The organism is Hyphomicrobium sp. ghe19 (genome assembly GCF_902712875.1).
Taxonomy (GTDB): Bacteria; Pseudomonadota; Alphaproteobacteria; order Rhizobiales; family Hyphomicrobiaceae; genus Hyphomicrobium_B.
On record NZ_LR743509.1, the window covers coordinates 1,271,852 to 1,296,295 of the forward strand.

At 58.2% G+C, this 24,444-nt stretch carries 22 protein-coding genes; 11 read left to right on the forward strand and 11 right to left on the reverse strand.

The features are described 5' to 3' along the window. Window positions 1–23: 23 nt before the first annotated feature. Genes ppk2 through AACL53_RS06030 form a run of 3 tightly spaced genes read left to right on the forward strand, consistent with a single transcriptional unit; the run spans window position 24 to window position 5,201 of the window. Window positions 24–848 (forward strand): polyphosphate kinase 2, encoded by an 825-nt coding sequence (gene ppk2 / locus AACL53_RS06020; RefSeq protein WP_339083489.1) that lies wholly within the window; start codon window positions 24–26, stop codon window positions 846–848. A gap of 47 nt (window positions 849–895) precedes the next feature. Beyond that, on the forward strand, window positions 896–2,017 hold the full coding sequence (locus AACL53_RS06025) for an efflux RND transporter periplasmic adaptor subunit (RefSeq protein ID WP_339083491.1): 1,122 nt from the start codon (window positions 896–898) through the stop codon (window positions 2,015–2,017). Window positions 2,018–2,021: 4 nt separating this feature from the next. Then, complete coding sequence (locus tag AACL53_RS06030; protein ID WP_339083493.1) at window positions 2,022–5,201, forward strand: efflux RND transporter permease subunit; 3,180 nt, start codon at window positions 2,022–2,024, stop codon at window positions 5,199–5,201. Between the two features lie 9 nt (window positions 5,202–5,210). Here the strand turns inward: AACL53_RS06030 and AACL53_RS06035 are convergent, their stop codons facing one another. Then, window positions 5,211–5,837: a DUF2092 domain-containing protein gene (locus AACL53_RS06035; protein WP_339083495.1), complete on the reverse strand. Its 627-nt coding sequence runs from the start codon at window positions 5,835–5,837 to the stop codon at window positions 5,211–5,213. Between the two features lie 552 nt (window positions 5,838–6,389). Continuing rightward, window positions 6,390–7,355: an AraC family transcriptional regulator gene (locus tag AACL53_RS06040; RefSeq protein WP_339083497.1), complete on the reverse strand. Its 966-nt coding sequence runs from the start codon at window positions 7,353–7,355 to the stop codon at window positions 6,390–6,392. Between the two features lie 389 nt (window positions 7,356–7,744). Here AACL53_RS06040 and AACL53_RS06045 point away from each other — a divergent pair, with 389 nt between their 5' ends. Beyond that, window positions 7,745–9,718, forward strand: a complete 1,974-nt coding sequence (locus AACL53_RS06045) for a right-handed parallel beta-helix repeat-containing protein (protein ID WP_339083499.1) — start codon at window positions 7,745–7,747, stop codon at window positions 9,716–9,718. Between the two features lie 81 nt (window positions 9,719–9,799). Here AACL53_RS06045 and AACL53_RS06050 read toward each other — a convergent pair whose 3' ends face one another. From AACL53_RS06050 to AACL53_RS06060, 3 genes are all read right to left on the reverse strand, one after another. Continuing rightward, window positions 9,800–10,075 carry an SH3-like domain-containing protein gene (locus AACL53_RS06050; protein ID WP_339083501.1) on the reverse strand — a complete coding sequence of 92 codons (276 nt, stop codon included), beginning with the start codon at window positions 10,073–10,075 and terminating at the stop codon, window positions 9,800–9,802. 130 nt (window positions 10,076–10,205) lie between these two features. Further along, window positions 10,206–11,099 (reverse strand): alpha/beta hydrolase, encoded by an 894-nt coding sequence (locus AACL53_RS06055; protein ID WP_339086894.1) that lies wholly within the window; start codon window positions 11,097–11,099, stop codon window positions 10,206–10,208. A 29-nt stretch (window positions 11,100–11,128) separates the two neighbouring features. After that, window positions 11,129–11,635 (reverse strand): MBL fold metallo-hydrolase, encoded by a 507-nt coding sequence (locus AACL53_RS06060; RefSeq protein ID WP_339083503.1) that lies wholly within the window; start codon window positions 11,633–11,635, stop codon window positions 11,129–11,131. Between the two features lie 284 nt (window positions 11,636–11,919). Between AACL53_RS06060 and AACL53_RS06065 the strand changes: the two genes are divergently transcribed. Then, window positions 11,920–12,078, forward strand: a complete 159-nt coding sequence (locus AACL53_RS06065; RefSeq protein WP_339083505.1) for a hypothetical protein — start codon at window positions 11,920–11,922, stop codon at window positions 12,076–12,078. 132 nt (window positions 12,079–12,210) lie between these two features. Here the strand turns inward: AACL53_RS06065 and AACL53_RS06070 are convergent, their stop codons facing one another. From AACL53_RS06070 to dinB, 3 genes are all read right to left on the reverse strand, one after another. Beyond that, on the reverse strand, window positions 12,211–14,535 hold the full coding sequence (locus AACL53_RS06070) for a TonB-dependent siderophore receptor (RefSeq protein ID WP_339083507.1): 2,325 nt from the start codon (window positions 14,533–14,535) through the stop codon (window positions 12,211–12,213). A 128-nt stretch (window positions 14,536–14,663) separates the two neighbouring features. Then, window positions 14,664–15,611, reverse strand: a complete 948-nt coding sequence (locus AACL53_RS06075) for a PepSY-associated TM helix domain-containing protein (RefSeq protein WP_339083509.1) — start codon at window positions 15,609–15,611, stop codon at window positions 14,664–14,666. Window positions 15,612–15,850: 239 nt separating this feature from the next. Further along, window positions 15,851–16,936, reverse strand: a complete 1,086-nt coding sequence (dinB, locus tag AACL53_RS06080) for a DNA polymerase IV (protein ID WP_339083511.1) — start codon at window positions 16,934–16,936, stop codon at window positions 15,851–15,853. Window positions 16,937–17,231: 295 nt separating this feature from the next. Here dinB and AACL53_RS06085 point away from each other — a divergent pair, with 295 nt between their 5' ends. From AACL53_RS06085 to AACL53_RS06100, 4 genes are all read left to right on the forward strand, one after another. Then, window positions 17,232–17,606 (forward strand): DUF488 domain-containing protein, encoded by a 375-nt coding sequence (locus AACL53_RS06085; RefSeq protein WP_339083513.1) that lies wholly within the window; start codon window positions 17,232–17,234, stop codon window positions 17,604–17,606. A gap of 149 nt (window positions 17,607–17,755) precedes the next feature. Then, entirely contained in the window at window positions 17,756–18,388 is a 633-nt protein-coding gene (locus tag AACL53_RS06090) for a uracil-DNA glycosylase family protein (RefSeq protein WP_339086896.1), read from the forward strand. A 275-nt stretch (window positions 18,389–18,663) separates the two neighbouring features. Next, a complete protein-coding gene (locus AACL53_RS06095; RefSeq protein WP_339083515.1) occupies window positions 18,664–19,374 on the forward strand; it encodes a type 1 glutamine amidotransferase domain-containing protein in 711 nt (236 codons plus the stop codon). A 410-nt stretch (window positions 19,375–19,784) separates the two neighbouring features. After that, the gene (locus AACL53_RS06100; protein ID WP_339083517.1) at window positions 19,785–20,405 is read left to right on the forward strand and encodes a c-type cytochrome; all 621 of its coding nucleotides are present in this window, start codon (window positions 19,785–19,787) and stop codon (window positions 20,403–20,405) included. Window positions 20,406–20,733: 328 nt separating this feature from the next. On the opposite strand, the gene AACL53_RS06105 is transcribed toward AACL53_RS06100, so the two are convergent. From AACL53_RS06105 to AACL53_RS06115, 3 genes are all read right to left on the reverse strand, one after another. After that, window positions 20,734–21,057 (reverse strand): hypothetical protein, encoded by a 324-nt coding sequence (locus tag AACL53_RS06105; protein WP_339083519.1) that lies wholly within the window; start codon window positions 21,055–21,057, stop codon window positions 20,734–20,736. A 92-nt stretch (window positions 21,058–21,149) separates the two neighbouring features. Continuing rightward, window positions 21,150–21,380, reverse strand: a complete 231-nt coding sequence (locus AACL53_RS06110; protein ID WP_339083521.1) for a hypothetical protein — start codon at window positions 21,378–21,380, stop codon at window positions 21,150–21,152. Beyond that, a complete protein-coding gene (locus AACL53_RS06115; RefSeq protein ID WP_339083523.1) occupies window positions 21,367–22,026 on the reverse strand; it encodes a LysR family transcriptional regulator in 660 nt (219 codons plus the stop codon). The genes AACL53_RS06110 and AACL53_RS06115 overlap by 14 nt, the downstream gene beginning before the upstream one ends. A 146-nt stretch (window positions 22,027–22,172) precedes the next feature. Between AACL53_RS06115 and AACL53_RS06120 the strand changes: the two genes are divergently transcribed. Together AACL53_RS06120 and gdhA are read left to right on the forward strand one after the other, a co-directional pair. Continuing rightward, complete coding sequence (locus AACL53_RS06120) at window positions 22,173–22,826, forward strand: SDR family NAD(P)-dependent oxidoreductase (RefSeq protein ID WP_339083525.1); 654 nt, start codon at window positions 22,173–22,175, stop codon at window positions 22,824–22,826. Between the two features lie 240 nt (window positions 22,827–23,066). Next, window positions 23,067–24,419, forward strand: a complete 1,353-nt coding sequence (gdhA, locus tag AACL53_RS06125) for an NADP-specific glutamate dehydrogenase (protein ID WP_339083527.1) — start codon at window positions 23,067–23,069, stop codon at window positions 24,417–24,419. Window positions 24,420–24,444 lie beyond the last annotated feature (25 nt).

Consider the following 24,444-nt stretch of genomic DNA (forward strand, 5'->3'; position numbering starts at 1 on the left):
ACTCGGTTTGGCTGAGGACTCAAATGGAACACGGCAAAGACGCTAAAGCTCACACTTCCGAAGAACTGACGTCAGGCACTAAAAAACTCAAGCGCAAGGACTACGAGCGCGAGCTTGAGAAGCTTCACGTCGAACTCGTGAAGTTACAGGAATGGGTTCGACACAAAGGCCAGAAGATCTGCGTCGTATTTGAGGGACGCGATGGAGCCGGCAAAGGCGGCACCATAAAAGCTATAACAGCAAGGGTAAGTCCGCGCATCTTTCGCGTGGTCGCGCTTCCCGCCCCAACGGAGCGCGAGAAGACGCAAATGTACATTCAGCGCTATCTGCCTCACCTTCCAGCGGGCGGCGAGATCGTGATCTTCGATCGCAGTTGGTACAATCGCGCAGGCGTCGAGCGCGTGATGGGCTTCTGTACTGAGGAACAGGCGAAACGCTTCCTTACGATCGTGCCGGAAGTGGAAAAGGCGATTGTCGACTCCGGCGTCGTCCTCATCAAATACTGGCTTGAGGTAAGTCCTGACGAGCAAACGAAGCGGCTCGAGGAGCGCATCGATGATGGTCGAAAGATCTGGAAGCTCTCAAAGATGGATCTGAAATCCTACACCCACTGGGACGACTATTCCCATGCCAGAGATGAGATGTTCTCGGCGACCGATACATCCTGGGCGCCGTGGTATGTGGCGCGATCGGATGACAAAAGACGAACGCGGCTGAACATTATCGAACACCTTCTGAGCCGAATTCCTTATGTCGAAATAAAGCGTGACAAGGTCAAGCTGCCGAAGAGGCATGTTGGCGATTCCGGCGATGCATATCCCTTCAAATTTATTCCCGAGCCGCATTAGTTGAGCAGCATCCGACATCGGTCGGTGAAAAATTAAGGGAGGCCGAAATGCGCCTTGCAAATCTCGTGGTCGTGGTCTTGTGCGTGGCGGCCTCACAGGCAGATGCACAACAAGCTCAAGCACAACAAGGCGAACCGGAAAAAATTTCCGTCGGCGTAGCGACCGCTGAGCGCAAACCCGTATCATCCGCCCTCGATTTTGTGGGGCGCGTCGAAGCGATCGACCGTGTCGAGATTAGAGCGCGAATTACGGGATACTTGGAAGCGGTTCAATTTAAAGAAGGCGACATGGTCAAAGTTGGTGCTCCTCTCTATCGCATCGAGAGCGGGCTCTTCAAAGCAGCGGTGAATGAATCTGCGGGGGCGTTGGAGCGCAGCAAAGCCGCAAAGGTTTTGAGTGAGGTTCAGCTCAAACGAGCGAGCGAACTCTACGAGAAAAACGCCGGCACCGCCGTCGCGCGAGACCAGGCGCTTGCATCGGACGACCAAGCCAAGGGTACCATTCTCGTCAACCAAGCGGCTCTCGATACGGCCAAGATCAACCTTGGGTACACCGACATCACAGCGCCGATCGCCGGAAAAATCGGCCGGACGAGTGTCACCAAAGGAAATGTCGTCAGCCCCGATAGCGGTCCACTGACGGTCATCGTCAGTCAAGATCCGATGTACGTAACGTTTCCCGTCAGCCAACGGGAATTTTTACGTGTACAGGAGAGCGGGCGCCGACTCGACGTCACGCAACTGAAGGCGACTTTGCGCTTCGCCGATCTCCGTACATATGACCACGTTGGTACCATCGATTTTGTGGACGTCACGGTCAATCGCTCGACCGACACTGTTCTCGTGCGCGCCAAGTTTCCCAATCCAACCGGCGCGTTGATAGACGGACAACTGGTGCGCGTTGCCATTCAAGCCAGCGAGCCTAAGGAAAAAGTCGTTGTCCCCCAGGCTGCTCTCATTGCAGACCAGCAAGGTGTTTACGTCTTCGTCGTCGATGACGGCAAAGCATCCGTCCGGCGGATCAAAACGGGCAGCGAGAGTGGAAGCGACATCATAGTCGATGAAGGCCTATCGGGCGGAGAAAAGGTGATTGTGGAGGGCTTGCAGTCGGTCCGTCCGGGATCATCGGTCATCGCAACGCCTTTGCCCGGAACCGCCGATCGGAGTTAACCCGATGCTGTCCGCGCTGTTTGTCGACCGTCCCCGTCTGGCAATCGTCATTGCCATAGTCACCACAATCGCCGGTGCGCTCGCTCTATATGCGATACCGGTCGCCCAGTATCCCGATATCGTTCCGCCGCAGGTGCAGGTCACGACCACATATCCCGGCGCCAATTCGTCAGTCGTCGACGCAACTGTTGCTCAGCCCATCGAGGCGCAGGTCGTCGGCGTCGACAAGATGATCTACATGAAGAGCGTGAGCGGCGATGACGGCAGCTACACGCTCATCTGCTCGTTCGAGATAGGCACCAATCCCGATATCAACACGGTCAACGTCAATAATAGAGTCCAAGTCGCGCTTTCCAGCTTGCCGCCGGAGGTGCAACGGCAGGGAGTTTCGGTAAAGAAAAAGTCGTCCGCACTCCTTGGTGTCTTGGCGGTCTACTCCCCGAAGCATACCTATGACCCGCTATTTCTCTCCAACTATGTGACGATCAATCTTCTCGACAAGATCAAAAGTACGCCCGGTGTCGGTGACGCGACGCTTTGGGGGCCCCAGGATTATGCCATGCGTGCTTGGGTTCGGACTGACCGGCTCACCGGTCTGAACCTTACGACCGGCGATATTATAAACGCGATCCACGCGCAAAACCTTCAAGCCGCTGTCGGGCGTATCGGCGCGCGTCCGATCTCCAACGAGCAACAGCTACAACTCAATATCCAGACAAAGGGACGCCTCAACAACGTTTCGGATTTCGAGAAGATCGTGTTGCGGACGAATCCGGACGGTTCGGTATTGCGGCTTGGTGACGTCGCTCGCCTCGAACTCGGCGCAGCCAACCTTGATCGCGAAACGCTTTTCAATGGTTCGCCCGCAGCGGTGATCGCCATCTACCAGGCCCCCGGCGCCAACGCGATCGCAACCCTGAAGGAAGTCCGTGCGAAGCTAACGGACGCAGAGAAGAGATTTCCGCCGGATCTGGTCTGGAAAGTCACCTACGATCCCACCGAGTTCGTAACTGAGACTATTCACGAAGTGCAAAAGACGCTGATCGAAGCCTTTATTCTGGTGGTCATCGTTGTCTATCTCTTCCTCGGCAGCATCCGGGCAACGTTGATACCGACTCTCGCGGTGCCCGTCAGTTTGATTGGCGCATTCATCGTTCTGCTCGCAATCGGATATTCCGCAAACACCGTGTCGTTGCTCGCTGTGGTGCTGGCGATCGGTATCGTCGTCGACGACGCGATCGTCGTGGTTGAGAACGTCGAGCGCGTGATGGAGGAGCGCCCCGAACTGTCGAGCGCCGAGGCGACGAAGCTCGCCATGACAGAAATCACGGCGCCGATCATAGCAATCACGCTCGTGCTGCTTTCCGTGTTCGTGCCGGTGGCGTTCATTCCGGGAATTTCGGGCGAGCTGTTTCGTCAATTTGCGGTGACGATCGCGGTATCGATGTTTCTCTCCGCAATCAACGCACTAACGCTTTCGCCCGCCTTGTGCGGCATTCTGCTGAAGCCGCACCATGGACCTCGAAGAGGGCTCATCGGCGCAGCGATGAGAGGGATCGACTATATCAGAGACGCCTATGGCGCCGCCGTTGCACGCATGCTGCGGATCTCCCTGATCGGCTTGGTCCTTGTTGCCGTTGCGCTCGCCGGAATCGTCGGCCTGGCGAAGATAACGCCAACCGGCTTCCTACCAGAGGACGACCAAGGTGCGCTGTTCGTCATTGCTCAGCTTCCCGGCGGCGCCTCGGTCGTTCGCACCACGGACATCATGAAGCGCGCGGAAGCGATTCTGAAGGGGGAGCCGGCGGTCGAAGATGTCACCTCGGTTATCGGCCTCAATTTCATCGACAACTATTCGCAGGCAAACGCCGGCTTTATGGTGGTTACGCTCAAGCCGTTTTCGGAGCGGGAGGATCGTTCGCAGGGCGTGAACGCGCTTATCGCCCGGCTCGGACCGAAATTTAGAGAACTGGTCGGCGGTACCGTCGTGCCTTTGGCACCCCCGCCGATCATTGGCCTTGGGTCCGGCGGCGGCTTTACGTACGTGCTGAAGGACCTGCGCGGCGGTGACCCGAAAGCATTGGCGCAGGTAATGCGCGGCCTGCTCGTCGCCGCCAATCAAGATCCGAAACTGTCTCGCGTGTTCAGCACCTATTCAGCGACCAATCCCTCGCTGTATCTCGAAATCGACAGAGACAAGGTGCAGGTTCTCGGCGTGTCGCTAAGCGACGTGTTCCAAGCGCTGCAGGCTTCGCTCGGCGGATATTTCGTCAACAACATGAATCTCTATGGACGGACGTGGCAAGTCCAAGTGCAGGCGGATGCCTCAGATCGAACGAGCGTGAGTGATATATACCGGATCAATGTGCGGAACGCGAAAGGCGAAATGATTTCGATGCGTAGTCTATTGGAGGTTCGCCCCGTCATCGGCCCGCCGGCGATCATTCGCTACAATAATGTCCGAGCAGCGACTGTTCAGGGTAGCCCCGCGCCGGGCGTTTCATCCGGACAAGCCCTCAACGCCATGGAGGAGGTTGCTGCGCGCACGCTGCCTGAGGGCTACGCAGGCGAATGGACCGACACGGCATTTCAGCAGAAGCGCGCCGAGGGAAAAACGCCGATCATTCTCGGGTTTGCGCTGCTATTTGCTTATTTGTTCCTCGTCGCGCTGTACGAAAGCTGGATCATTCCAGTTCCGGTTCTGCTGTCTGTCAGCATCGGTGTCTTTGGGGCTTTTGCGGCGATCGTCATCGGCGGTCTGACCCTCGACCTCTATGGCCAGATCGGAATGGTGGTGCTGATCGGTCTTGCCGCCAAGAACGGTATTCTGATTGTCGAGTTTGCCAAGGATCAAAGAGAACGCGGCGTCGCTCTCAGCGAGGCCGCCACCGAAGGCAGCAGGTTGCGGTTCCGGCCGGTGATGATGACGTCCTTGGCCTTCATACTGGGCCTGCTACCGCTGGTCATCGCAACAGGCGCTTCGGAACTTGCGCGACGAGACGTCGGAACGCCGGTATTCGGTGGAATGATATTCGCGTCCGTCATCGGCATTTTCGCGATACCGTCTCTCTACGTCACATTTCAAGCGCTGCGTGAGCGCCTCCGGCCGGGCTCTCGTCCTCGCGTCGAGGGTGAGGGCAATGGAATGGCGCAGCGCCAAAATGGTGTGCCGACGCAAGGTTAGGAATGCGCCTCAGTATGGCGGCCGCATATCCAAATCACCGATGCTGACCTTCGTGCTTCCGGCCGGTGGGTTGAACGTGAAGGCATCCGGCGGAGATCGACCGTTCGTCCAATCGTACAGGTTTGTCTGCACACTCCCGTTGTTCTGGCTCATTAACACCGTCTTACAGGGAAGCGGGACACCGCTATTATCAAGCCAAACGTCCCATTTGTCCGCATCTCGGTCGGATGCATATCCGATGCTGTATCGATTGCATTGCGTATCCTGAACGCGTTCCGATCCGCCGACATCGGTTCTGACGCTTGGGTCGCCATTTGCGACATCACTAACTGCGCCGAGAAATCGAAGGACCTGCGCTTCAAAGACGGCCAAGCCGGTAAATAGGTTTACCGCCTGAATCGGCTTTTCCGGCGCCGGAAGCTGCGCGTATTTTCGCTTTTTCTCGTCGTAAATTGTGAAGATCGTTCCGTCCGATACGATCACATAGGAAAAGCCCGTTCCGGAGAGCTCGACTCTGAGCAGGTTTGGACGCGCTACGTAAAACCTAGCCGTGCCTCGAGAAGCTCCAAGCGACGTGTTGCGCGAATCGTAGGACGTCTGGAACTGAACGTCGCTGCTTCTCAGGTAGTCGTTCAACCTTTTGAAAACTGCCCTTGTGTCATCCGCTTTCGCTTGTTGCGCAGCAGATTGCGGTGTCGCGCTTTGCGCGGGACAGATGGCGATCGGAAACACGCTAAAGGAGAACAGCAATGTGAGAAATCGAATTGCAGAGAATTTCGAGCAAATAATAGTCCACTTCATATCAGCCTCACTAGGGATATGCAGTAGCCCGCCCGTCTTCTTTCACTCTCAGCCGCGCCTTGCCTCTAGTCAAACGGATCGATGTTGTTGCGTCACGATCGAGTGACTTAGTAAATCCATTCACTTCGAGTCAGAAGTCCTTGCGGGCCCCGGACAGCCTGTTTTTCTTCGTGGGCGGAAGGTGGTCTCCCAAAACTCGCAGGGTAGGCTGAGGGGGCTCGCAACACACAGCCAGTGTCGAGTTCTGCGTTGCGCACTCACGGACGCCGGGCGAAGCGCGGGAAGACTTGTTGCAGATCTCGGAGGCACGATCGCGACGAACAAAGCGTGTTGTCCGGTCAGGAGTGACGGGATTTTACCGCGACAATCACTCTTCCACGCGGCTCGTTATTCCCGGTCATTGCGCACATCCGAAGGTGTCTTGCCAAAGCGTCGCCGGAAGGCACGGTTAAAATACGAGAGATCGGAAAAGCCAGAACTGTAGGCGATCTCGCTTACCTTGAGATGTTGGTAAGGAGCTTCCACCAACAACTTGTGGGCGCGCATCAGGCGCTCCGTAAGTGTAAACTCTGAGAACGTTGTTGCCTCCGCCTCGAAAAGCCGCTGCACATAGCGGGCGTTGAGGCGATGGCGCACAGCGATGGCAGCGATCGATAGATCTTTCGCGCCGATGTTATCTCGAATATCGGCCTTGATTGCTCGAAGACGGACGAGAGCGCGAGAGTTCGCAGCCGACCCGTCCTCGCACATGGTTCCCGGTGCTGCGGCCGCAGCGATGAGTTCGGCCATATGGCTCGGAGCAAATCGGACAACGTCCCCCTGAAGTGAATTGGAATTGTCGAGAAGCGTATCGACGTAAGCGCGCGTCAAAGCCAATGCCGAGCCGGAGATCGGGATCAAGAAGCGATCTTCAATCCGGCGAGCATGGCGTCCGAGATGTTGGCGCGGCATTTGAACCGCCACAAAGTTACAAAACTGGTTGGCGCCTGCCGCAATGAGCGAGGGCGCGCATTGCTCGATCAGGACCGCCTCGCCTGGCGTGCAAACGATGCTTTTGTTCTTCTGTTCGACGAGCATCTGCTCTTTGCCCGTGTTGAGCAGGAGCACCGCGTTATCGGTATTCTCAGCGGCAACATCAGCTTCCGTCCTTGCAATCGTTTGCACGGTGCCCCTGATGCGCCCGACAGCAGTCGCCTCCAACTGCATAATCTCAAGCTGGCCCCTGAATGGAACGTTCGGCTTCGCATCTGCGCGCAGCCTGACGTAGCTAGAGGCAAGTGAATCTATCCAGCGCTCTTTACGCAAGCACTCGTCACCAGGCAGATCGGCGGCATCAAACACGAGGATCTGCATAGAGACTTTCCAAGACGATCAGTGCGGGCTGTCCTTATAGCGTTGGCGCAACCGTCCGCGAGCAGAATGTGACCAATCGCGCATCTTCGTTGTGCGGACGATATCCATGGCCACGCCACGGCCCGATAGCATCCCGACGTCTTGTCGCGAGAGGCATGACATTGTCGCGCCAGTCCAGTCCCAGCAGCCAGTCCGACGGATGCCTGCCGTCAAGGCAGGGTGCGGCCCGCCCTCTTCGAGCGCGTGCCATCAATGCCACAGTGCCCAAATGGTTGTTCCCGCTGTCGCCGCCAGCACAGCTCTGGCAGCACAGCCCAAGACGACGGTCGCGACGCTCGGCAGTTTGCGGGCGATGTGCTCATGCGTGACCGAAACACGAAGGAAAGTTTATGTCGCTGAAGATCGTCTCGTCCGCTCTGGCGCTCCTCCTCTGTTCAGCAACTGGACTAGAAGCCGGAGAGGAGCCGCAGAAATGGGGAAGCTGGATCGATGGCGGCGCCTCTTACTCCAATAAGGATGAGGCGCGAGGCGAGGCGACGCTGTGGGTGCCGTTCATGCAATCGCCGACGTCGGTCTTTTTTGGAGAAGCGCGCGGCCAGCTGTTCGAGGAAAGCCAGCAGGGTGGCAACTTTGCGCTCGGCTACCGCCACATGTACGGCGACGGCTGGAACCTAGGTTTTTGGGGTGGCTACGACGTCGGCAACACTGACTCAGGCAGCACGTTCCATCGAGTCGCCGGCGGCATTGAAATGCTATCCAATAACTGGGACGCCCGGATCAATGGCTACATGCCATTGAATGCCAGCAACGATCTCGGAAGCTTCAGCTCTTCGAGTGGCGGCGTGCCCACAATACTGCTCAGCGGCTCGAGCATCATGATGCAGACCGGAGTCGAGACAGTCACCTCGAGCCAGTTCGAATACGCCATGGGCGGCATCGATGCGGAGATCGGCATGCGCCTGCCGGTGGAGGCGCTGAAACTCGATCCGGCGAAGCTGGATTTGCGCGTCTACGGCGGCGGCTTCTATTTCGATAATGACGATGCCGACAAGGCTATTGTAGGCCCAAAGCTGCGCGCCGAGTTGCGATTCAATGACGTGATTGCCGCTGCGCCAGGCTCGAGACTCACCCTCGAGACCGGGTACTCCTCGGACGACGTACGCGGTGACCGCCTGGAGGCGGGCGCCCGGTTTCGGATACCGCTCGACGGTGCTCCAAGCCTTGCCTCGCTCAGCCCGCAGGAGCGACGCATGTCGGAAGGGCTGAGGCGCGACACGGAAATCGTGTCGAGTATCAAAACGAACTCCTCGACAACCAACACGCTTGCGACGGAGGCCGTCGACGATGCGGCAACGCATGTCCAACTCGACAAGGTGGCAATCGTCGACGGGACGATCGCTGGCGGCGTAACGACCGTATCAGCCGCCCAGGGCGCCAACACCCTGATCATCGCTCAGGGCGGATCGGGGGCCATCACGAATACGCTGGCTCCGACTGGACATCAGATCTTGGAGGCCGATCAGACGTTGGTCGGCGGCGGGGGTACAATCCAGCTCAAGGGGCGCACGACCGGGACAATCGCCGACTTCACCGCACCCGGCCAGCAAGCGACGTTGGTCAACGCGAACAGCTCCGCCGTATTGTACATTGGCAGTAACACGCACATTGCAGGCCTCGATATCCAAGGTGGCGGCGTTGGCGCCGGCTCCCTGAACTACGGCATCGGCGCAGCAAGCAATGGCCAGCAGAACATGTACGTGAGCAACAACACTTTCACGAACCTCGGCGGTCAATTTGCAGTGAGTTTCGCATCGAACGCCACTCACGCGTCGGCCATGAATAATTACTTCACCGGCATCAACACGGGCATTCGCTTTGGGAGCGGCGGCAGCGATATTACAATCGATGGCAACACATTCGAACATACGAGGTCTGCTGTAAGCTTTTTCGACAACAACTCCGGCATTAAAATCACCAACAACCATATCACCGATACCAATGGAGCGAGCTCGTTCGTCTTCAATGACTCGAACACCGATATAACCATCAGCAATAACACGATCGCGAGTGCCTCCGGCATGTCGTTCGCCAATGGCAATACGCAGATTTCCATCGTCGGAAACACGATCACAGGAAGCCTTGGATCTGGCGGCATCCTTCTTCTCAACAACAATGGCGGAACGATCGGCAACAACGCGTTCAACTCGTTCGTCAACGGATCGGCGATCTACCTGTCCGGCAGCGGCAACGCGTTCTCAGGATCGGGCAACAGTCTCACCGCCAACAACCCTTGCGGAGCAATCACTCCGGGCGCCAACCCCGGCATGACGGTTCAGTTCAGCAACAATGGGGCTTGCCCGTAGCGCGAGCGCCGCCCTTGCGAGGGCGGTGCTCGTCGGCGCGACAGGTGCTTCAATGGCCTTCACTGGTCGGATTTCCGATTGTTACGCATCAGCGGAATTCATGGAGCGAGAAATTTTGTAAAACGAGTGATTGCTAGCGATCACTTGTGACCTTCCGAAGCCTTCTTCCTTGTTGTCGATGAAGGCCGGCTCGATCACGGCATTGATACGCCCGAGCTTTCTGCGCAGGTAGCGGGGCACCCGATAATGTCCGATGGGCGACCTGTCAGCGATGCGGATCGGGTCGCCAGGCTTGAAAATCGGCTTCTCGCCGAACGCGGTTACGATGTGCGTGGGATCGGGAGAGGATCGCGTCATCGCTGTCACCTTCTAAGAAGCGCGTCGGCGGGAATAGGGGTCAGGGATTTGTCGAGCGTCAGTCATTCATAAAAGAAAAGATGCAATCAGGCGGCCATTGCGGTCATCAAGGTTGCATGCATGCCGTTCCTCACGGGCCTCCCTTCGGAGCAAGATTGCGATCGAGGAAGTCATGGATCAGGGGGACCATTTCATCTGCTTTGTCCTCGAGCGCGAAGTGGCCGGTGTCCAGCAGATGAAACTCGACCTTCGGTAGATCCCGCTTGTAGGGATAGGCGCCGTCGGCTGGAAAGATCGTGTCGTTCTTTCCCCAGACGATCAGCGCCGGTGGCTGCCGCTCCCGAAAGAATTCTTGAAACGTCGGATAGAGAGGCACGTTCGTCCCGTAATCCAGAAACAGATCAAGCTGGATATCCTTATTGCCCGGCCGATCGAGGAGGGGCTGATCGTGGCCCCAATTATCGGGGTCTATGCGCGTCACATCGCTGACACCGTCGGTGTACTGAAATTTCGTTGTCTCCGGTTTCACGAGAAAGCTCAGCGCCTCCCGGTGCGCGTCGGAGCCATCGGCCCAATAGGCCTTGATCGGGTCCCAGAATTTCTTGAGGCCCTCCTCGTAGGCGTTGCCGTTCTGGATGACGAGCGCCGTGACGCGTTCCGGATGCTTGATCGCAAGCCTGTAGCCGACGGGTGCGCCGTAATCCATCAGATAGAGCGCGTACTGCTGAACGCCGAGCTTGGCGACCAAGCCGTCCATGAGATCGGCATAGTGGGCAAACGTGTAGGCGAATTGCTTATGATCGGGCGCAGCGCTTTCGCCGAATCCCGGATAATCCGGTGCAATGACGTGATAGCGGTCGGCGAGGGCCGGGATGAGGTTGCGGAACATGTGAGAAGACGTTGGAAATCCGTGCAGCAACAGCACGACGGGCGCATCGGCGGGACCGGCCTCGCGATAGAAGATGCTGACGCCGTCGACGTCGGCGGTACGGTAGTGGGTCACGGGCGTGGCGGCTGCAGCCATCCCGGCCGCGAACAAAAGGGCGGATAGCGTCATCCAGGCTCGGTGGCGGCTGGCTCGCACGTGCATGGCGTCACTCCTTGTCGGAATTGAACCCGCGGGCGTTTCAGACGCCCTCGTAGACCAGTCGAGTGAAAAATCCTTTCGTGGGCGGTGATCTTGGCACCGGCCGCGTGCAGCCACTCGTTGCCGTCGGCGTCGTCGAAATGCCAATGCGTATTGATGAGATGCGTGATGGGATCGGTGCTGAGAGCGTCGAGCGCCTTCGTCATCTGGGATTGCGACACTCGAATGCCGGCGTCGATAAGAACTTTTCCGTCTGGGCCGGTCAGCACGGCGACGTTCCCGCCCGAGCCTTCCAGAACGCTGACATTGCCGCGGAGATGGTGAACAGTAATGGCTGCGACAGCGGCGCTGTCCTTGATCAGGCTGACGACGGCATAAGCCGCGCGTGGCGTCAGCCACCCAGCCAGACCCGCCTGTGCCGCTCCAATGCAGCACAGGCAAAAGCCGTGTCTCGAGATGTTAGCTCGATCCATAATGGGTTCTATGCGGAATGCTGAGGAATTGCGCAACGCATACGTCGGATTTGGTTTACGCACATTTCCTGGGTATCCTCGGCAAGAGCGAGCGGTTCTAACATGTTCGTCGGAATAATTCCCGGGCGGAAATTCCGAATCTGCTGCTTGCTTGTCACCCAGACCCTTGCCAATCGGCACGGTCAGTGACTTCGTCGCATCGTAATGACGATGAAGTTCCGCAACTCTTTCAGTAATCCGCTAAATTCGAGACATCGTTTTCGATAACTGGAAAACGCGCGCCTATGGATCGCCTGGAACGCGATGTCCGTCTTCATGTCGATCGTCGAGGCGGGAAGCTTTCAGAGGCGTCGCGGCGTCTCGTGCCGTTAAAGCTGAGGGCCTTCATCGACTGGGCGGTGCCACGCCTCCGCGCCCGGCTCGGTCAGCCGAACGGCGAGTGATACCGACGCGGGCGGCAGTCGCGCGGCCTGACGCCGCTGGACATTTGAAAAGCGCATCGGAAACAAAATTTGCGCACGATCCCAGGACCGTGCGCAAATTTTCTGTGCCTCATCTTTGGCGGTCAATCGTTCTTACCAGCCGTACGACAGGCGAGCGTAATAGATCGAAGGTGACGGCTCGATGCTGTGCGTCCGAGCCGTGATCGTCCCGCCAGAATCGCGAGTCGTCAACGTGCGATCGTCGTCGGCGCGAAGGAGATTGCTGGCCGACAAAGTCAGAACGACGTGCTCATCGAGCGAGATGCGTGCCGAAGCATCCAAGCGATCGAGATTTGAGAAGCTCGTATGCTGGCTCGTGCCGTTCACCTGCTCTATGTTCTGGTCATATGCGTAAGTGCGGTTGTAGCCCAACCCGAACGTCGTTGCCCAAGCGCGCACGTAGTAGTCGGCGCCGATGTTCGTGATCAGGTCCGGCTGCTCCGAAAAGCGGCGCGTCTGACCCGTCTGCTGATCGGTGAGTTCCGACTTCATCGCCGTTCCGTTGGCCCATAGCGTCAGATCCGGAAGCCCGATCATCTGCATCGGCAGACGGCCCTCGAGTTCCACGCCGTAGAGCTCGCCGTCGCCGGCGTTACGCGGCGTCGAGATCCAGCGCGGGGATCCACCTTCCTGCGTCAGGGTTCTCTCGATCTTGTCCTCGAAAGAACGCGCAAATAAATTGGCCGACAAAAGTCCCGATCGCTGGAAGAGGAAGAAATCGGTGCCGACATCCAAGCCCCATATCTTTTCCGGCGAGATGCCGGGATTGCCGCGCTGATCCGGATCGGCAATCGTTCCGCTTCCGGTGACGACGGTCGGTGTGAGGTCGCGCAGATCGGGACGGCGCAGCGTCCGAGCGACGCCCAACCGGAAGTCGAGGTCTGGAGCCACCGCGAGCTTGTATTGGATGGACGGATTCAAATCCGCTGCATCGTTGTCGAAGCGGGTCTTCGCAAAATCTATCGTTTCGGTGATGCTGTACTCGAACCGCAGACCGAGCGTCAGCTTGTCATGTCCGAAAACCGAAAACGCATCGCTGACGTAGGCGTGATAAATTGCTTCGCTGATCTCGTAGTTGCGCTCCGGAAGCGGAACGTTGGTCAGACCGCGCACCTCGTTCTCGGCGCGCTGCGTCTGTGCCCAGCCGAGTCCGGCTTCGAGTTCATGGCCGTGGACGCGCGTCGTGACAGAGCCGCCGGAAGCGATGCGTTCGAGGTCTATGGGAACGAAGCGCGGGGCCTGCACGACCGGCGAGCCGCCAGGCAAACTCGTTTGCGTGGATTCTCTCGTCGTGTCCTCGCGTCCGCGCTGATAATCGAAGAAGACGCTTGAGCTTGAAACCCCGCTGAATGCGTGCTGCCATTCAAGATAGCTGCCGTATGTTTCGCGGATGCGGTGACGTATTTCGTGCGTGTCGCGATTGGCCGACTCTTGGTTGTTGTTCAGCCGGAGCGTGTGCTGGTCGCGAAATTCATTCGTGCGTAGATAGGTCGGTGAGAAAACGATCGTGTTAGCGGGGTCGATAGCGAGTTCGAAGCGAGACAGGAACGTATATTCGTCGAACTTCCGATGCTGGTCGACAAGGTTGCCGCCCCTGGGCGTCGTCCCGTTCGTGCTGAAAACGAACTCGCTCGAGCTTTCCTGAACCAGACGGCGCTGATATCCGCCGCCGATGAAATAGCGAAGAGCCCCAACTTGTCCGCCATTCCAGGCCGAAATTTCGCCGGGCGTCCCGTTGCCTTCGACGTGGCCGGAGCCGACCGTAATCTGTCCGCCGGATGGGCCGAAATCGCGGCGGGTTATGATGTTTACGGTGCCGGCGGCACCCTCCGAACGCATGCTGGCCAGCGGGCTGCGCGTGATTTCGATCCGCTCTATGAAGGTTGCCGGAATACGGTCAACTTCCATGTTTCGGCTCGAATCGCCGTCGAGGAGCGGACGTCCGTCGAGCAGAACCTGCGTGTATTCTTTGCCTATGCCGCGGAGCTTGATATCGCGTGAGCGATTGACGCCTGGGAACGTCACGCCCGGAAGCCGTCGCACGGCGTCGCCGATGCTCAAATTGTTATATTGCTGCAGCTGCGCGCCTTCGATCACGACGGTGGCGTTCGGAGCCTCGGAACGGAGCGCGAGCGCGTCGACCGCGGCATTACTGACCGCGTTACCGGAAGCAGTGGCCGAAGTTGTGGACTGGGACTCCGATGGTTGCGTTGCAGGCGCTTGAGACGAAGGAGCCGAAGCGTTTTGGGACGCCTTTGCCTTTTTGCTTGCTGCTTTCTTCCCGGGGATTTCTTGTTCGGTTGCGGTAACGGTGACAGGCGGGAGCGCCGTTCCTTCTTCTTGCGCATCGGCAACCGTGAAAGAGCCTGCCAAAGCCAGCGCCGCACAAGCCGAGTGAACACGCACGTCCCAAGTCATTCCGTTTCCCCTCAAAAATGTGAGGGATAAACATCATGCCGAACACAAGCTTACAAGATTGTATACAAAAAAACGAAACATGCGGACCGTGGTGGCACAAAAGTGTCACATATGTGCATGTGTGCTGATTAATTGACGAGGATTTTTTCCCGGGGGCTCGGATCGGATTTCACGGCGCCGCGTGATGGCCGGCGGCGCCTCAGCCGGCGTCGCGACCACAAAAGAAGTCCCGTCGAAAGCAACAGAATCAGAACCAGCGAGGTCACCGCATTGGCGGAAGCGGACCAGACACCCGCCCAATTGCCTTCATGAAGCAGCTTCGGCCAATTGCGCGGCTTGACAACGAGACCGCCCGTCGAAACTGCGTAGTTGCGGTATTCGCCGTCTTCGATGAATCGCGCTTCGGCACCGCTTTTTCTCAGGCGCAAGGTCAAGAGCTTCGCCAGATCTCGGTCGCGTGCAACAATGCGCAGCGCTTCGATGAGCGAGCGCGGCGCAGCGTCGGCCGCAATAAACGGCTCCGGTCCGGAAAACGTCACCTTATAAAGCATTGCCAGCCCGGTGAGCGGCGCAATGAGGACGAGCGGCAGGGCAGTCCATGCGGATGCCGTGTGCCAGCCGCTGACCGTGTTGCGCAATGGTCTGGTGCCCATCACGATTCCGATCACAACCAGAGAGAGCATCGCGATGGTGGTGATGGTCACGCCCCAGCCGCCGTCGTCGAGCAGCAATGTTTTGTGAATCCAGCGCGCCAGCGAATACACGGCAAGCGTGGTGCTCGGTTGGCTAGCGATCTCGCCGGTCTCAAGATCGATTTCCGTACCGCCACGGTCGCGGAGAACAAGCGTACCGAGATGACCGTGAACAAAGATGCGGTCTACGGTCCCTTCCGGATCATGCTTGGCGAGAGCCGCTTCGATTTTGGTCGCGTCGACAACGTTCGGCTTCAGCGTCGAAGCCACGATCGCGGGTTCGAATGCCAGGATGAGGCCCGTCAAAAAGATGATCATCAACGGCAAGGCAAAAATGAGCGCCAACCATCGGTGGAGGCGGAGTGTCCAGGCTTTCAGCAACATCAGACTCGGATTCTTTTGGTGTTGACAGGGCGTAGGGGAAGCTGGTCAGCCGCACTTCCGCACGCGCTTGAGGCTTGCTTCGTGTTTTCTACAGCAAATAGAGCGCTCTTATCCAGCGGAGTCTTTGCCGTTCAGCCACGCGATTGGATTGCTTGAAAAGCGGCATCGCGTGCCGCTTGATCAGGCGGATACATCTCCGGAGAAATGTCGACTCTGATGTGCCCGACAAGCCCGCACTTCTAGCTGTGCTTCGCATCTAAAGCGAGATCAAGCTGGTCGTCGGTGTCGGATGCAAATTTGGAAACAGCGACGCCAACCAAACGAATGCCGGTCGTGACCGGATAGACGGATCGCACAAGCGATAAGCTGATATCGTGAAGCCGATCGCGCGTTGCCACAGTTCCCGTAACAGTGCGGCTGCGGGTGATGATCGTGAAATCCGCGTATTTTATTTTAACGGTGACCGTCGCGCCGAAGCTTTGGTTCTTCTCGCACCAGGCCCAGACTTCATCGACCATTTCGAGGATTCCGGCTTCGATCTCCGCGGGAAGGATGCGATCCACCGCAAAGGTGGTTTCGGAGCCCGACGACTTTCTTGGCCGGTTGGGCTCGACGGGCCGGTCGTCTTCGCCGCGCGCGATGGCGTAATACCAGGCGCCGGATTTACCGAAATGCTGCTGCAGGAATTCAAGACTTTGCGCGCGAAGATCGGCACCGGTGTGGATGCCGAGCCCGTTGAGTTTATCAGCCGTAACCGGTCCCACGCCGTGAAACTTCTTGACCGGCAAGCTTTCAATGAAGTTCGCGCCGCGCTGGGGCGGAATGACGAACTGCCCATTCGGCTTGCGCATGTCGGAGGCGAGCTTGGCGAGAAATTTGTTATAGGAGATCCCTGCGGAGGCAGTCAGCCCGGTCTCAGCGAAAATGCGATCGCGAATCTCCGAGGCGGTGTCGGAAGCCGTCGGCAAGCCGCGCAAATTCTTCGTGACGTCGAGATAGGCTTCGTCGAGCGAAAGCGGTTCGATGAGCGGCGTGTACTCGGCGAAGATTTCCCTGATCTGGCGCGAGACGGCGCGATAGACCTCGAACCGCGGCGGCACGAAGATGAGATCGGGACATTGCCGCAGCGCCGTCGTCGAGGGCATGGCGGAGCGCACGCCGAACGGGCGTGCTTCATAACTCGCGGCCGCGACGACGCCGCGTTTGGCACCATAGCCGACGGCGACCGGCTTGCCGCGAAGCTCGGGATTGTCCCGCTGCTCGACCGAGGCATAGAAGGCGTCCATGTCGACATGAATGATTTTACGAATGGCGATTTCGCTCATGGTGGAAGTCTAGCACAATCCATGTACACCGGCCGCCGTCTTGGTGTCGGCGGGAGCGGGCGTCCGCATTTTTTTGCATAGACGCGCGCTCGCCCCTCGCGCAAATGCGATCAGGGGATGCAGCATATTTTTACCTCGTCTGGCGGCAGGCTGGACGGCCAAGCAAGGAAGACTAAAACGCGGTCCTTACTGTTACTGCGACTAAACAGTCCGGCAACGGACGATAATCAGCTATGCTACCAAAATGAGTGGGCGGCGCGCCATTGCCGCACAGTCTGCTTCAAGGGAGCGTCTCATGACCGCATCTTTTCCAGCATCGCATCTGCGTTTGAAACGCGCCTACGAACCGCCCGCGCCTTCCGACGGCGTTCGGATACTCGTCGATCGGCTTTGGCCTCGCGGGGTCAGTAAAGAAAAAGCTTCGCTCGCCGAGTGGGAAAAAGATATTGCGCCGAGCACGGAACTCCGGAAATGGTTCGGCCACGATCCGGCACGCTGGGAGGAATTTCAGCGCCGCTACCGAGCCGAGCTTCGAGAACACGCAGATATCCTGAAGCACATTCGTGCGCTGGCCAAGTCGCATACGGTCACCCTCGTTTACAGCGCACGTGACGAGGACCACAATGATGCGGTCGTCCTGAAGGACGTCCTGCTCGGACGGAATGCCTAAGTGTTGTCGAACCGCTATTCAGATAATTGCCCGTTGAGGTGCCAAGCGCGCAGGCCAGTCGTCTCTCAGGTTAACGCTGCCTGAGCCTGGCGCGCGGGTTTGAGGACGCCCAACACGTGCCTAAATCAACGATCGTCCCGGTCGAGACACTGTCGTCTCACGCCAACGCACTCGGCGGGTTGGTGAGGTCGATCCGCGCGTGCCGGATCTGCCGTGATAATCCCCGCTATGGGAAGCCGTTGGGCCACGAACCGCGTCCCATCCTCCAGATTTCGAAGACGTCGCGCATCTGCATCGCTGGCCAAGCTCCCGGAACGCGCGTCCATAAAAGCGGCCGTCCGTTTGATGATCCATCTGGCGTCAGGTTGAGGCAGTGGCTCGGTATTGATGAGGTCGCGTTCTACGATTCCTCCAAGATCGCGATCATCGGGATGGGATTTTGCTTTCCGGGATTGAGGCCCGACGGCAGTGACCTGCCGCCCCGCCGGGAGTGCGCGGAGATTTGGCGAGCGGCATTGTTCGCGCAGTTGCCGAGTGTGAAGCTGCTCGTGATCATCGGCGGCTACGCTCAACGATGGCATCTCGGCCAGGAGGCGGCGAAGCAGGGCGTCAATCAGACGGTGCAGCAATGGCGTGATGTTTACGACGCTGATCCGTCATTGCGCAGAATTCCGCTGCCGCATCCATCGTGGCACAACAACAAATGGCTTGAACGCAATCCGTGGTTCGACGCGGATCTGCTCCCCGTGCTGCGCGCAGACGTGCGTCGCCTGCTCAAATGAAGACGATGTGAAGCCACTTTCGTCTGCAGGTCATCGTGTGAGATCGTATTAAATGCCTGCCAAATTCTTCATGCGGGAGCAGGCGTCGCCGACGAAACTGGGTTGGCATTAGAATGCCTCGAGAGTACGCCGCTTAATTTTTCGGGACGCCATCTGCCGCCGCCGATACTTCGGTCCCGTCGACGCCTAAGTGTAATTGATTGGGATTTGTAGAGACGCGCCAGAAGCCGTTGCGAAACTATTCATTGTGCCGACCGAGCGAGAAGGAGCGACAGATGAAGGTTCTGATGGTGATAACCTCGCACGACACTCTCGGCAATACCGGCCGCAAGACCGGCTTTTGGCTCGAAGAGCTTGCTGCTCCCTATTACGTATTCAAGGACTCTGGAGCTGAGATCACCCTTGCATCTCCGAAGGGCGGCCGGCCACCGCTTGACCCTAAGAGCAACGAACCTGAATTCCGAACTGAGTTGACACGCCGGTTCGAGAAGGACGCGGCCGCTGAGGCTCAGCTCGACAAAACCGTTCGTCTCGACAGCGTCAGACAAGAAGACTTCGACAGCGTTTTCTATCCGGGCGGTCATGGCCCAATGTGGGATCTCGCCGAAGACAAGCACTCCATCAAGTTGATAGAATCCTTCCTTGCCGCCGGCAAACCGATAGCTGTGGTCTGTCATTCCACCGGAGCGCTGCGTCATGTCAAAACACCGGACGGCAGGGTTTTCGTAGAGGGCAAGGAAGTTACGGGCTTTACCGATGGTGAAGAGGAAGCAGTCGGTCTCACGAAAGTCGTGCCCTTCTTGGTCGAAGATGAAATGTTGAAGCTGGGCGCCGTCTTTTCGAAGAAAGCGAACTGGACATCTCACGTCGTGACCGACGGCCTGCTGACGACGGGACAGAATCCCAGTTCTTCGGGTCCGGCAGCCAATGTTCTCCTCGCCGAAATAGCCGAGCACCGCAAGGCGACTGCACCTGCGAAATCATGATGTGGCCATTGAATGAAGGAATGCGGACGCTGGTTGATGGAAACGCGTCGAAGATTGCCGGTCGTTTCTGATCGGCGCGTTTCATGATCCGGTTTTTTTGGAGCAAATTGCGATGCTCCCAGCCGGGTCCCTCCAAGGGGGATAGGTCAAAGCTTCGTCCCGAATTTATTGCCCCGCGTGCGAAGCGAATTCTCCACCGTCCGTGACGGCAAGGCGACAAAGCTTGCCGAAATTCCGAAAGTTCGCTCTTGCAGAATGCTCGCCATTCCTTTTGATTGCTGTCTAGGATTGGCCAAAGAAAGCTAAGTAGACGACATCAGAACTCCCACCGCACGATAGGGAATAACCTGTGCCGCTCGGAGACTTTGCTTCGAGCGATGGGCTTCCTTGCGAATATTCAGGAGGATTCGATGACAAGGCTCACCGCAGGCGTGTTTCTTATCGGCATTTTGGCGATCGGATGTTTCGCCGTTTTTCAACCCGCTCCCGCGGTCGCCCAAACGTTAGATGAGCTCGCAACGGGTTGCGCGGGTTGCCACGGCGAGAACGGCGTTCCGATCGACAAGACAATCCCGAACATCTGGGGACAGAACCGCTCCTACCTGCTGAACCAGCTTCTCGATTTCAAACGGGGGCACCGTGTGAATGAGCAGATGAGCCCTATGGTCGAGGCGCTCAGCAAGGCGGACATGGAAGCGCTTGCGACGCACTTCTCGAAACTGGCGTGGCCGGATCTGCAGCAGCCACCCGTGCCGGATGATGTAAAGGCCAAGGCCCGCGCAATCCTTAATCCGTTGAATTGCCGGGGCTGTCACCAGGAGCACTATCAGGGCGATATGGTGAGGCCGCGTCTTGCCGGCCAGCAGGACGAATACCTGGTCAAGACGATGACGGATTTCCATACCGGCGACCGCAAGACTTATCTCGGCATGGTCGCCTTGATGAAGTCCATCGATGAAGCGGATATCAAGGCGCTGGGGGCGTATCTGGCAGCTCTGCAGCTCCCCGCCCATAGTGATCAGCCTCACTGATCACCTCGGGTGGTCTTCATTCTGACGCGTTGGTGGCGGCTTCCGATGGGCGGCGTGATTTCCATGCCGTTCGCTTAGGTCAGACACACCTAGTCCGATGCGTAAGGAACTTAATGCTCGTCCGCGCGCGTAAGTTTGCGCGGTGAACGAGCTGAAATTGGCCATCTCACGGGGTTGCCAGATGTGACCGTGACAAGTATTGGCCATTCGGGCGCAATCAGGTGGACACAATCGGCCGATAATCAGCGCCCAGAACTGCAACTGAGGTGACATGATGCGCATTTTCCCGATTGGTTTGGCCGCGGCCGCTCTTCTTGTATCGGCGGTATCAGCCGAAGCTCAAACTCTCCGTCTCGATGATCGTGGCTTTTCCTTCAAGTTCGGTCCGAATGACCGGCAGGGAGACGTCGAAGGCAAGCGGGCCAATTGTGAAGTCTACGCCCGTATCGCGCAGGTTCAAGCAGATGCCAACGAACGCTTTAGGTGCGGATTTCGCGGCCCGCGCTGGGATCGCGATTTGAGACCCCATTTCATGTGGTGCCGGTGGACGCCCCGTCGCGTGGTCGCTGATGAGCAGCGGGGCCGGTCCGAACAACTTCAGGATTGCTTCAACCGTCTCGGCGATTTCGACGGCCGTCGCTGAGCGGTACATAGCGCGCAGCAATCGTTCGACGCTCCGGGGAGAACTCTCTCCGGGGCGTCATTTGCCGGTGAAACAGAAGACAAGCGCCAAGCGAACGGCCGCTATTTGCGCTTCCCAGTGCCCCATCCAGCTTTGATGGCTTTGGAAATTTCCTCAACGAAAAGCCTCGTTTTGGTCGGCACCAAATGCCCTGGGGGCAGGACTGCATAGACTCCGTCATCGCCGCGTCCGCCCCATCCGGGCAAGACCTCAACGAGTTTTCCGGCGTGGATAGCAGGGCCTGCGAGCCAATCGGCCGTGTAGATGATCCCAAGTCCTTCAATCGCCGCCATCAGCACCGCTTCCGAATTGTCCGCCACGAGGGGGCCCAGTAGGATGCACTGTCCTGCGCTTGCCGTCCTTCATGAGAAGCCAGTCAGGCCAAGCGGCGTGTCCTGAAAATCCTAAGCAATCGTGTTTAGCCAAGCTTTCTGGCGTGCGAGGCGTGCCGCGCTTGGCGAGATAGCTTGGGGCGGCCGCCATCACATACCGGTATGAGGCAATTTTCCGGACCGTCAGTGAGCTGTCGCGCAGTGTGCCCACGCGAATGGCGATATCAAATCCATCTGCGACGAGATCGACGCGGCGGTCGGAGAAATGAGCGTCGATCCGAATTTGCGGGTGTTGCTTGAGAAACGCCGGAAGGAGAGGCGCGATCCATTGGCGGCCGAATGTAACAGGCAGAGAGATCCTCAAGACGCCTTGCGGGCTGGTGGCTATGTCACTTGCTTCGCGGTTCGCTTGAGCGAGTTCGTCGAGGATGACCTGAATGCGTCTGTAGTAGAGTTTGCCGGCTTCGGTCAGCGTCACCCGTCTCGTCGTGCGAGACATCAAGCGGATGCCTAGCTGCTCCTCGAGCTGACTGAGCCGCCGCGAAATGACGGACGCATCACGACCCAGCTTGCGTGCGGCCGTCGTGAAGCTCCCTGTCTCCGCCACGGCCGCGAAAGCTTCCAGCTGTTCTAGCCTGGCTGGTTCGCGACTTTCCTGCATGGTGTGCAACAATGAAATGCGCCGAGGCCTGATTATCCCGAACTTGTTTTGGGCTTATCTCACCATCACCAGAAATTCCAGGAGTTTAAGCCATGAAGACTTTCGTCAGCATCGGAGCCGGTCCAGGGATGGGCTTCGCCACAGCCGAGCGGTTTGCCAAGGAGGGGTTCCGGGTTGTCTTGAGCGGCAGAAACAAAGCCAAGGTGGAAGAACTCGCCAAGCAATTGAAAGCCAACGGCCATGACGCTGATGCTCGCTTGGTAGACGCAAGCGATCCGGCGAGCGTTGTCTCTCTGATCGCGGAGGTGGAAAAGGAATTTGGCGCGATCGATGTCCTGCACTACAACGCCGCTTCCATGCGCAAGGCGACGATCGCCGAACAGCCGCGGGACTCGTTCAACAGCGATTTGGCCGTGAACATTGGAGGCGCGCTCGTTGCGGCTCAAGCTGTCGCGGCGAAAATGGGCACACGGGGTTCGGGATCAATTCTACTGACCGGCGGCGGCTTCGCGCTCGAGCCGAGCCCTGAATATCTGTCGCTCAGCATTGGCAAAGCAGGGATTCGTGCGCTGGCACACGGGTTGTTCGAGAACTTGAAGGCGAAAGGCGTCCACGTTGCAACCGTCACCGTTGCAGCATTCGTCAATCCGGGATCGAAGGACGCGCAAGCTGTAGCAGAAGAGTTCTGGAAGCTTCACAGCCAGCCAAAAGGGGCGTGGACAGTGGAGGCAATATACAAGGGTTGATCCGCGATCTGATCCACCATTTCATTGTGGCGGACGTCACTGTCCTCGTGCTGGAGGTGACGTCCTGTCGCTCCATACAAATTTCGAAGCCTGGCTCGATGGAATATTAAACCCTACGCCCGTTTCTTCGATGACTTTCGGCATTTCCGGATATATGACGCGGTCGGACCTGAGCTGAGCCCACGTAAGCCCGTTGTTCGGTCCATCTCCCGAAATGCAGTCGCGAAAGAAAAACAAGAAATGCTCGATGAAAAGCTTGAACCGATTTTTGCTGATGTTCTGCGCCGCAACCCTGGCGAGGACGAATTTCACCAGGCAGTACGCGAGGTTCTCGATAGCCTCGGTGCTGTCATCGCTAAACATCCCGATTATGCCGAAGGGGCGCTGATCGAGCGCATTTGCGAGCCGGAGCGGCAAATCATCTTCCGGGTGCCTTGGGTTGACGACAAGGGGAAGGTGCAGATCAATCGGGGCTTCCGCGTTCAGTTCAACTCGGCGCTCGGCCCATTCAAAGGCGGCTTGCGCTTCCATCCCAGCGTGTTGCTCGGCACGGTCAAATTCCTCGGCTTCGAGCAGGTCTTCAAGAACGCGCTGACGGGCATGCCCATCGGCGGCGGCAAGGGCGGCTCGGACTTCGATCCCAAGGGACGCTCCGAGCAAGAGATCATGCGCTTTTGTCAGTCGTTCATGACGGAGCTCTGGCGCCATCTCGGAGAATACACTGACGTTCCGGCCGGCGACATCGGCGTCGGTCAGCGAGAGATCGGCTACATGTTCGGCCAGTACAAGCGCATAACGAATCGCTACGAGTCTGGCGTTCTCACGGGCAAAGGCATGACGTGGGGCGGATCACGGGTGCGCACAGAAGCCACGGGATACGGCGCCGTCTATTTCGTCGAACGCATGCTCGGCACGCGGAAGCAAGGTTTCGAGGGCAAGAACGTCATCGTCTCTGGCGCGGGTAACGTTGCCATCTACACGATCGAAAAGGTCCGCAAGCTCGGCGGCCGTGTGATTGCGTGCTCAGATTCCCACGGTTACGTGGTCGACGAAAACGGCGGCGCGGGTATCGATCTCGACCTCCTTAAGGAAATCAAGGAAAAGAAGCGAGGACGCGTTGCCGATTACGCCGCGGCGCGCGGCGCTGGGGCGATCTACGTTCCGGGTGGGCAGATCTGGGATGTTCCGGCCGATATCGCGATGCCCTCCGCAACCCAGAACGAGCTGACCGCACAAGACGCGCGGACGCTCGTGAAGAACGGGGTGATCGCTGTCGGAGAGGGCGCCAACATGCCCTGCACACCTGAAGCCGTCCGCGTGTTCATGGAGGGGAACGTGCTGTTTGCGCCCGGCAAGGCGGCGAATGCCGGCGGCGTCGCGACTAGCGCGCTTGAAATGCAGCAGAACGCTTCGCGCGATTCCTGGACATTCGAGGCGACTGAACAGCGTCTCGCCAACATCATGAATGGCATCCATGACCGCTGCGCGGAAATGGCGGAATTGTACGGCTCGCCTGGAAACTACGTTCTCGGTGCGAACGTCACTGGCTTCATCAGGGTCGCGGAGGCAATGCGCGCCCTTGGCGTTGTGTAATCGGCACGCGCTGTAGTTCGAGATC

Excerpts from the sequence above, each read along its gene's own strand:
- AACL53_RS06030 (WP_339083493.1), top strand. The coding sequence starts at position 2,022 with ATGCTGTCCGCGCTGTTTGTCGACCGTCCCCGTCTGGCAATCGTCATT.
- ppk2 (WP_339083489.1), top strand. The coding sequence starts at position 24 with ATGGAACACGGCAAAGACGCTAAAGCTCACACTTCCGAAGAACTGACG.
- AACL53_RS06065 (WP_339083505.1), top strand. The coding sequence starts at position 11,920 with ATGGATCGCCTGGAACGCGATGTCCGTCTTCATGTCGATCGTCGAGGC.
- AACL53_RS06055 (WP_339086894.1), bottom strand. The coding sequence starts at position 11,099 with ATGGCTGCAGCCGCCACGCCCGTGACCCACTACCGTACCGCCGACGTC.
- AACL53_RS06095 (WP_339083515.1), top strand. The coding sequence starts at position 18,664 with ATGAAGGTTCTGATGGTGATAACCTCGCACGACACTCTCGGCAATACC.
- AACL53_RS06075 (WP_339083509.1), bottom strand. The coding sequence starts at position 15,611 with ATGTTGCTGAAAGCCTGGACACTCCGCCTCCACCGATGGTTGGCGCTC.
- AACL53_RS06050 (WP_339083501.1), bottom strand. The coding sequence starts at position 10,075 with ATGACGCGATCCTCTCCCGATCCCACGCACATCGTAACCGCGTTCGGC.
- AACL53_RS06085 (WP_339083513.1), top strand. The coding sequence starts at position 17,232 with ATGACCGCATCTTTTCCAGCATCGCATCTGCGTTTGAAACGCGCCTAC.
- AACL53_RS06120 (WP_339083525.1), top strand. The coding sequence starts at position 22,173 with ATGAAGACTTTCGTCAGCATCGGAGCCGGTCCAGGGATGGGCTTCGCC.
- AACL53_RS06070 (WP_339083507.1), bottom strand. The coding sequence starts at position 14,535 with ATGACTTGGGACGTGCGTGTTCACTCGGCTTGTGCGGCGCTGGCTTTG.
- AACL53_RS06100 (WP_339083517.1), top strand. The coding sequence starts at position 19,785 with ATGACAAGGCTCACCGCAGGCGTGTTTCTTATCGGCATTTTGGCGATC.
- AACL53_RS06110 (WP_339083521.1), bottom strand. The coding sequence starts at position 21,380 with ATGGCGGCGATTGAAGGACTTGGGATCATCTACACGGCCGATTGGCTC.
- AACL53_RS06040 (WP_339083497.1), bottom strand. The coding sequence starts at position 7,355 with ATGCAGATCCTCGTGTTTGATGCCGCCGATCTGCCTGGTGACGAGTGC.
- gdhA (WP_339083527.1), top strand. The coding sequence starts at position 23,067 with ATGCTCGATGAAAAGCTTGAACCGATTTTTGCTGATGTTCTGCGCCGC.
- AACL53_RS06045 (WP_339083499.1), top strand. The coding sequence starts at position 7,745 with ATGTCGCTGAAGATCGTCTCGTCCGCTCTGGCGCTCCTCCTCTGTTCA.
- AACL53_RS06060 (WP_339083503.1), bottom strand. The coding sequence starts at position 11,635 with ATGGATCGAGCTAACATCTCGAGACACGGCTTTTGCCTGTGCTGCATT.
- AACL53_RS06105 (WP_339083519.1), bottom strand. The coding sequence starts at position 21,057 with ATGTACCGCTCAGCGACGGCCGTCGAAATCGCCGAGACGGTTGAAGCA.
- dinB (WP_339083511.1), bottom strand. The coding sequence starts at position 16,936 with ATGAGCGAAATCGCCATTCGTAAAATCATTCATGTCGACATGGACGCC.
- AACL53_RS06025 (WP_339083491.1), top strand. The coding sequence starts at position 896 with ATGCGCCTTGCAAATCTCGTGGTCGTGGTCTTGTGCGTGGCGGCCTCA.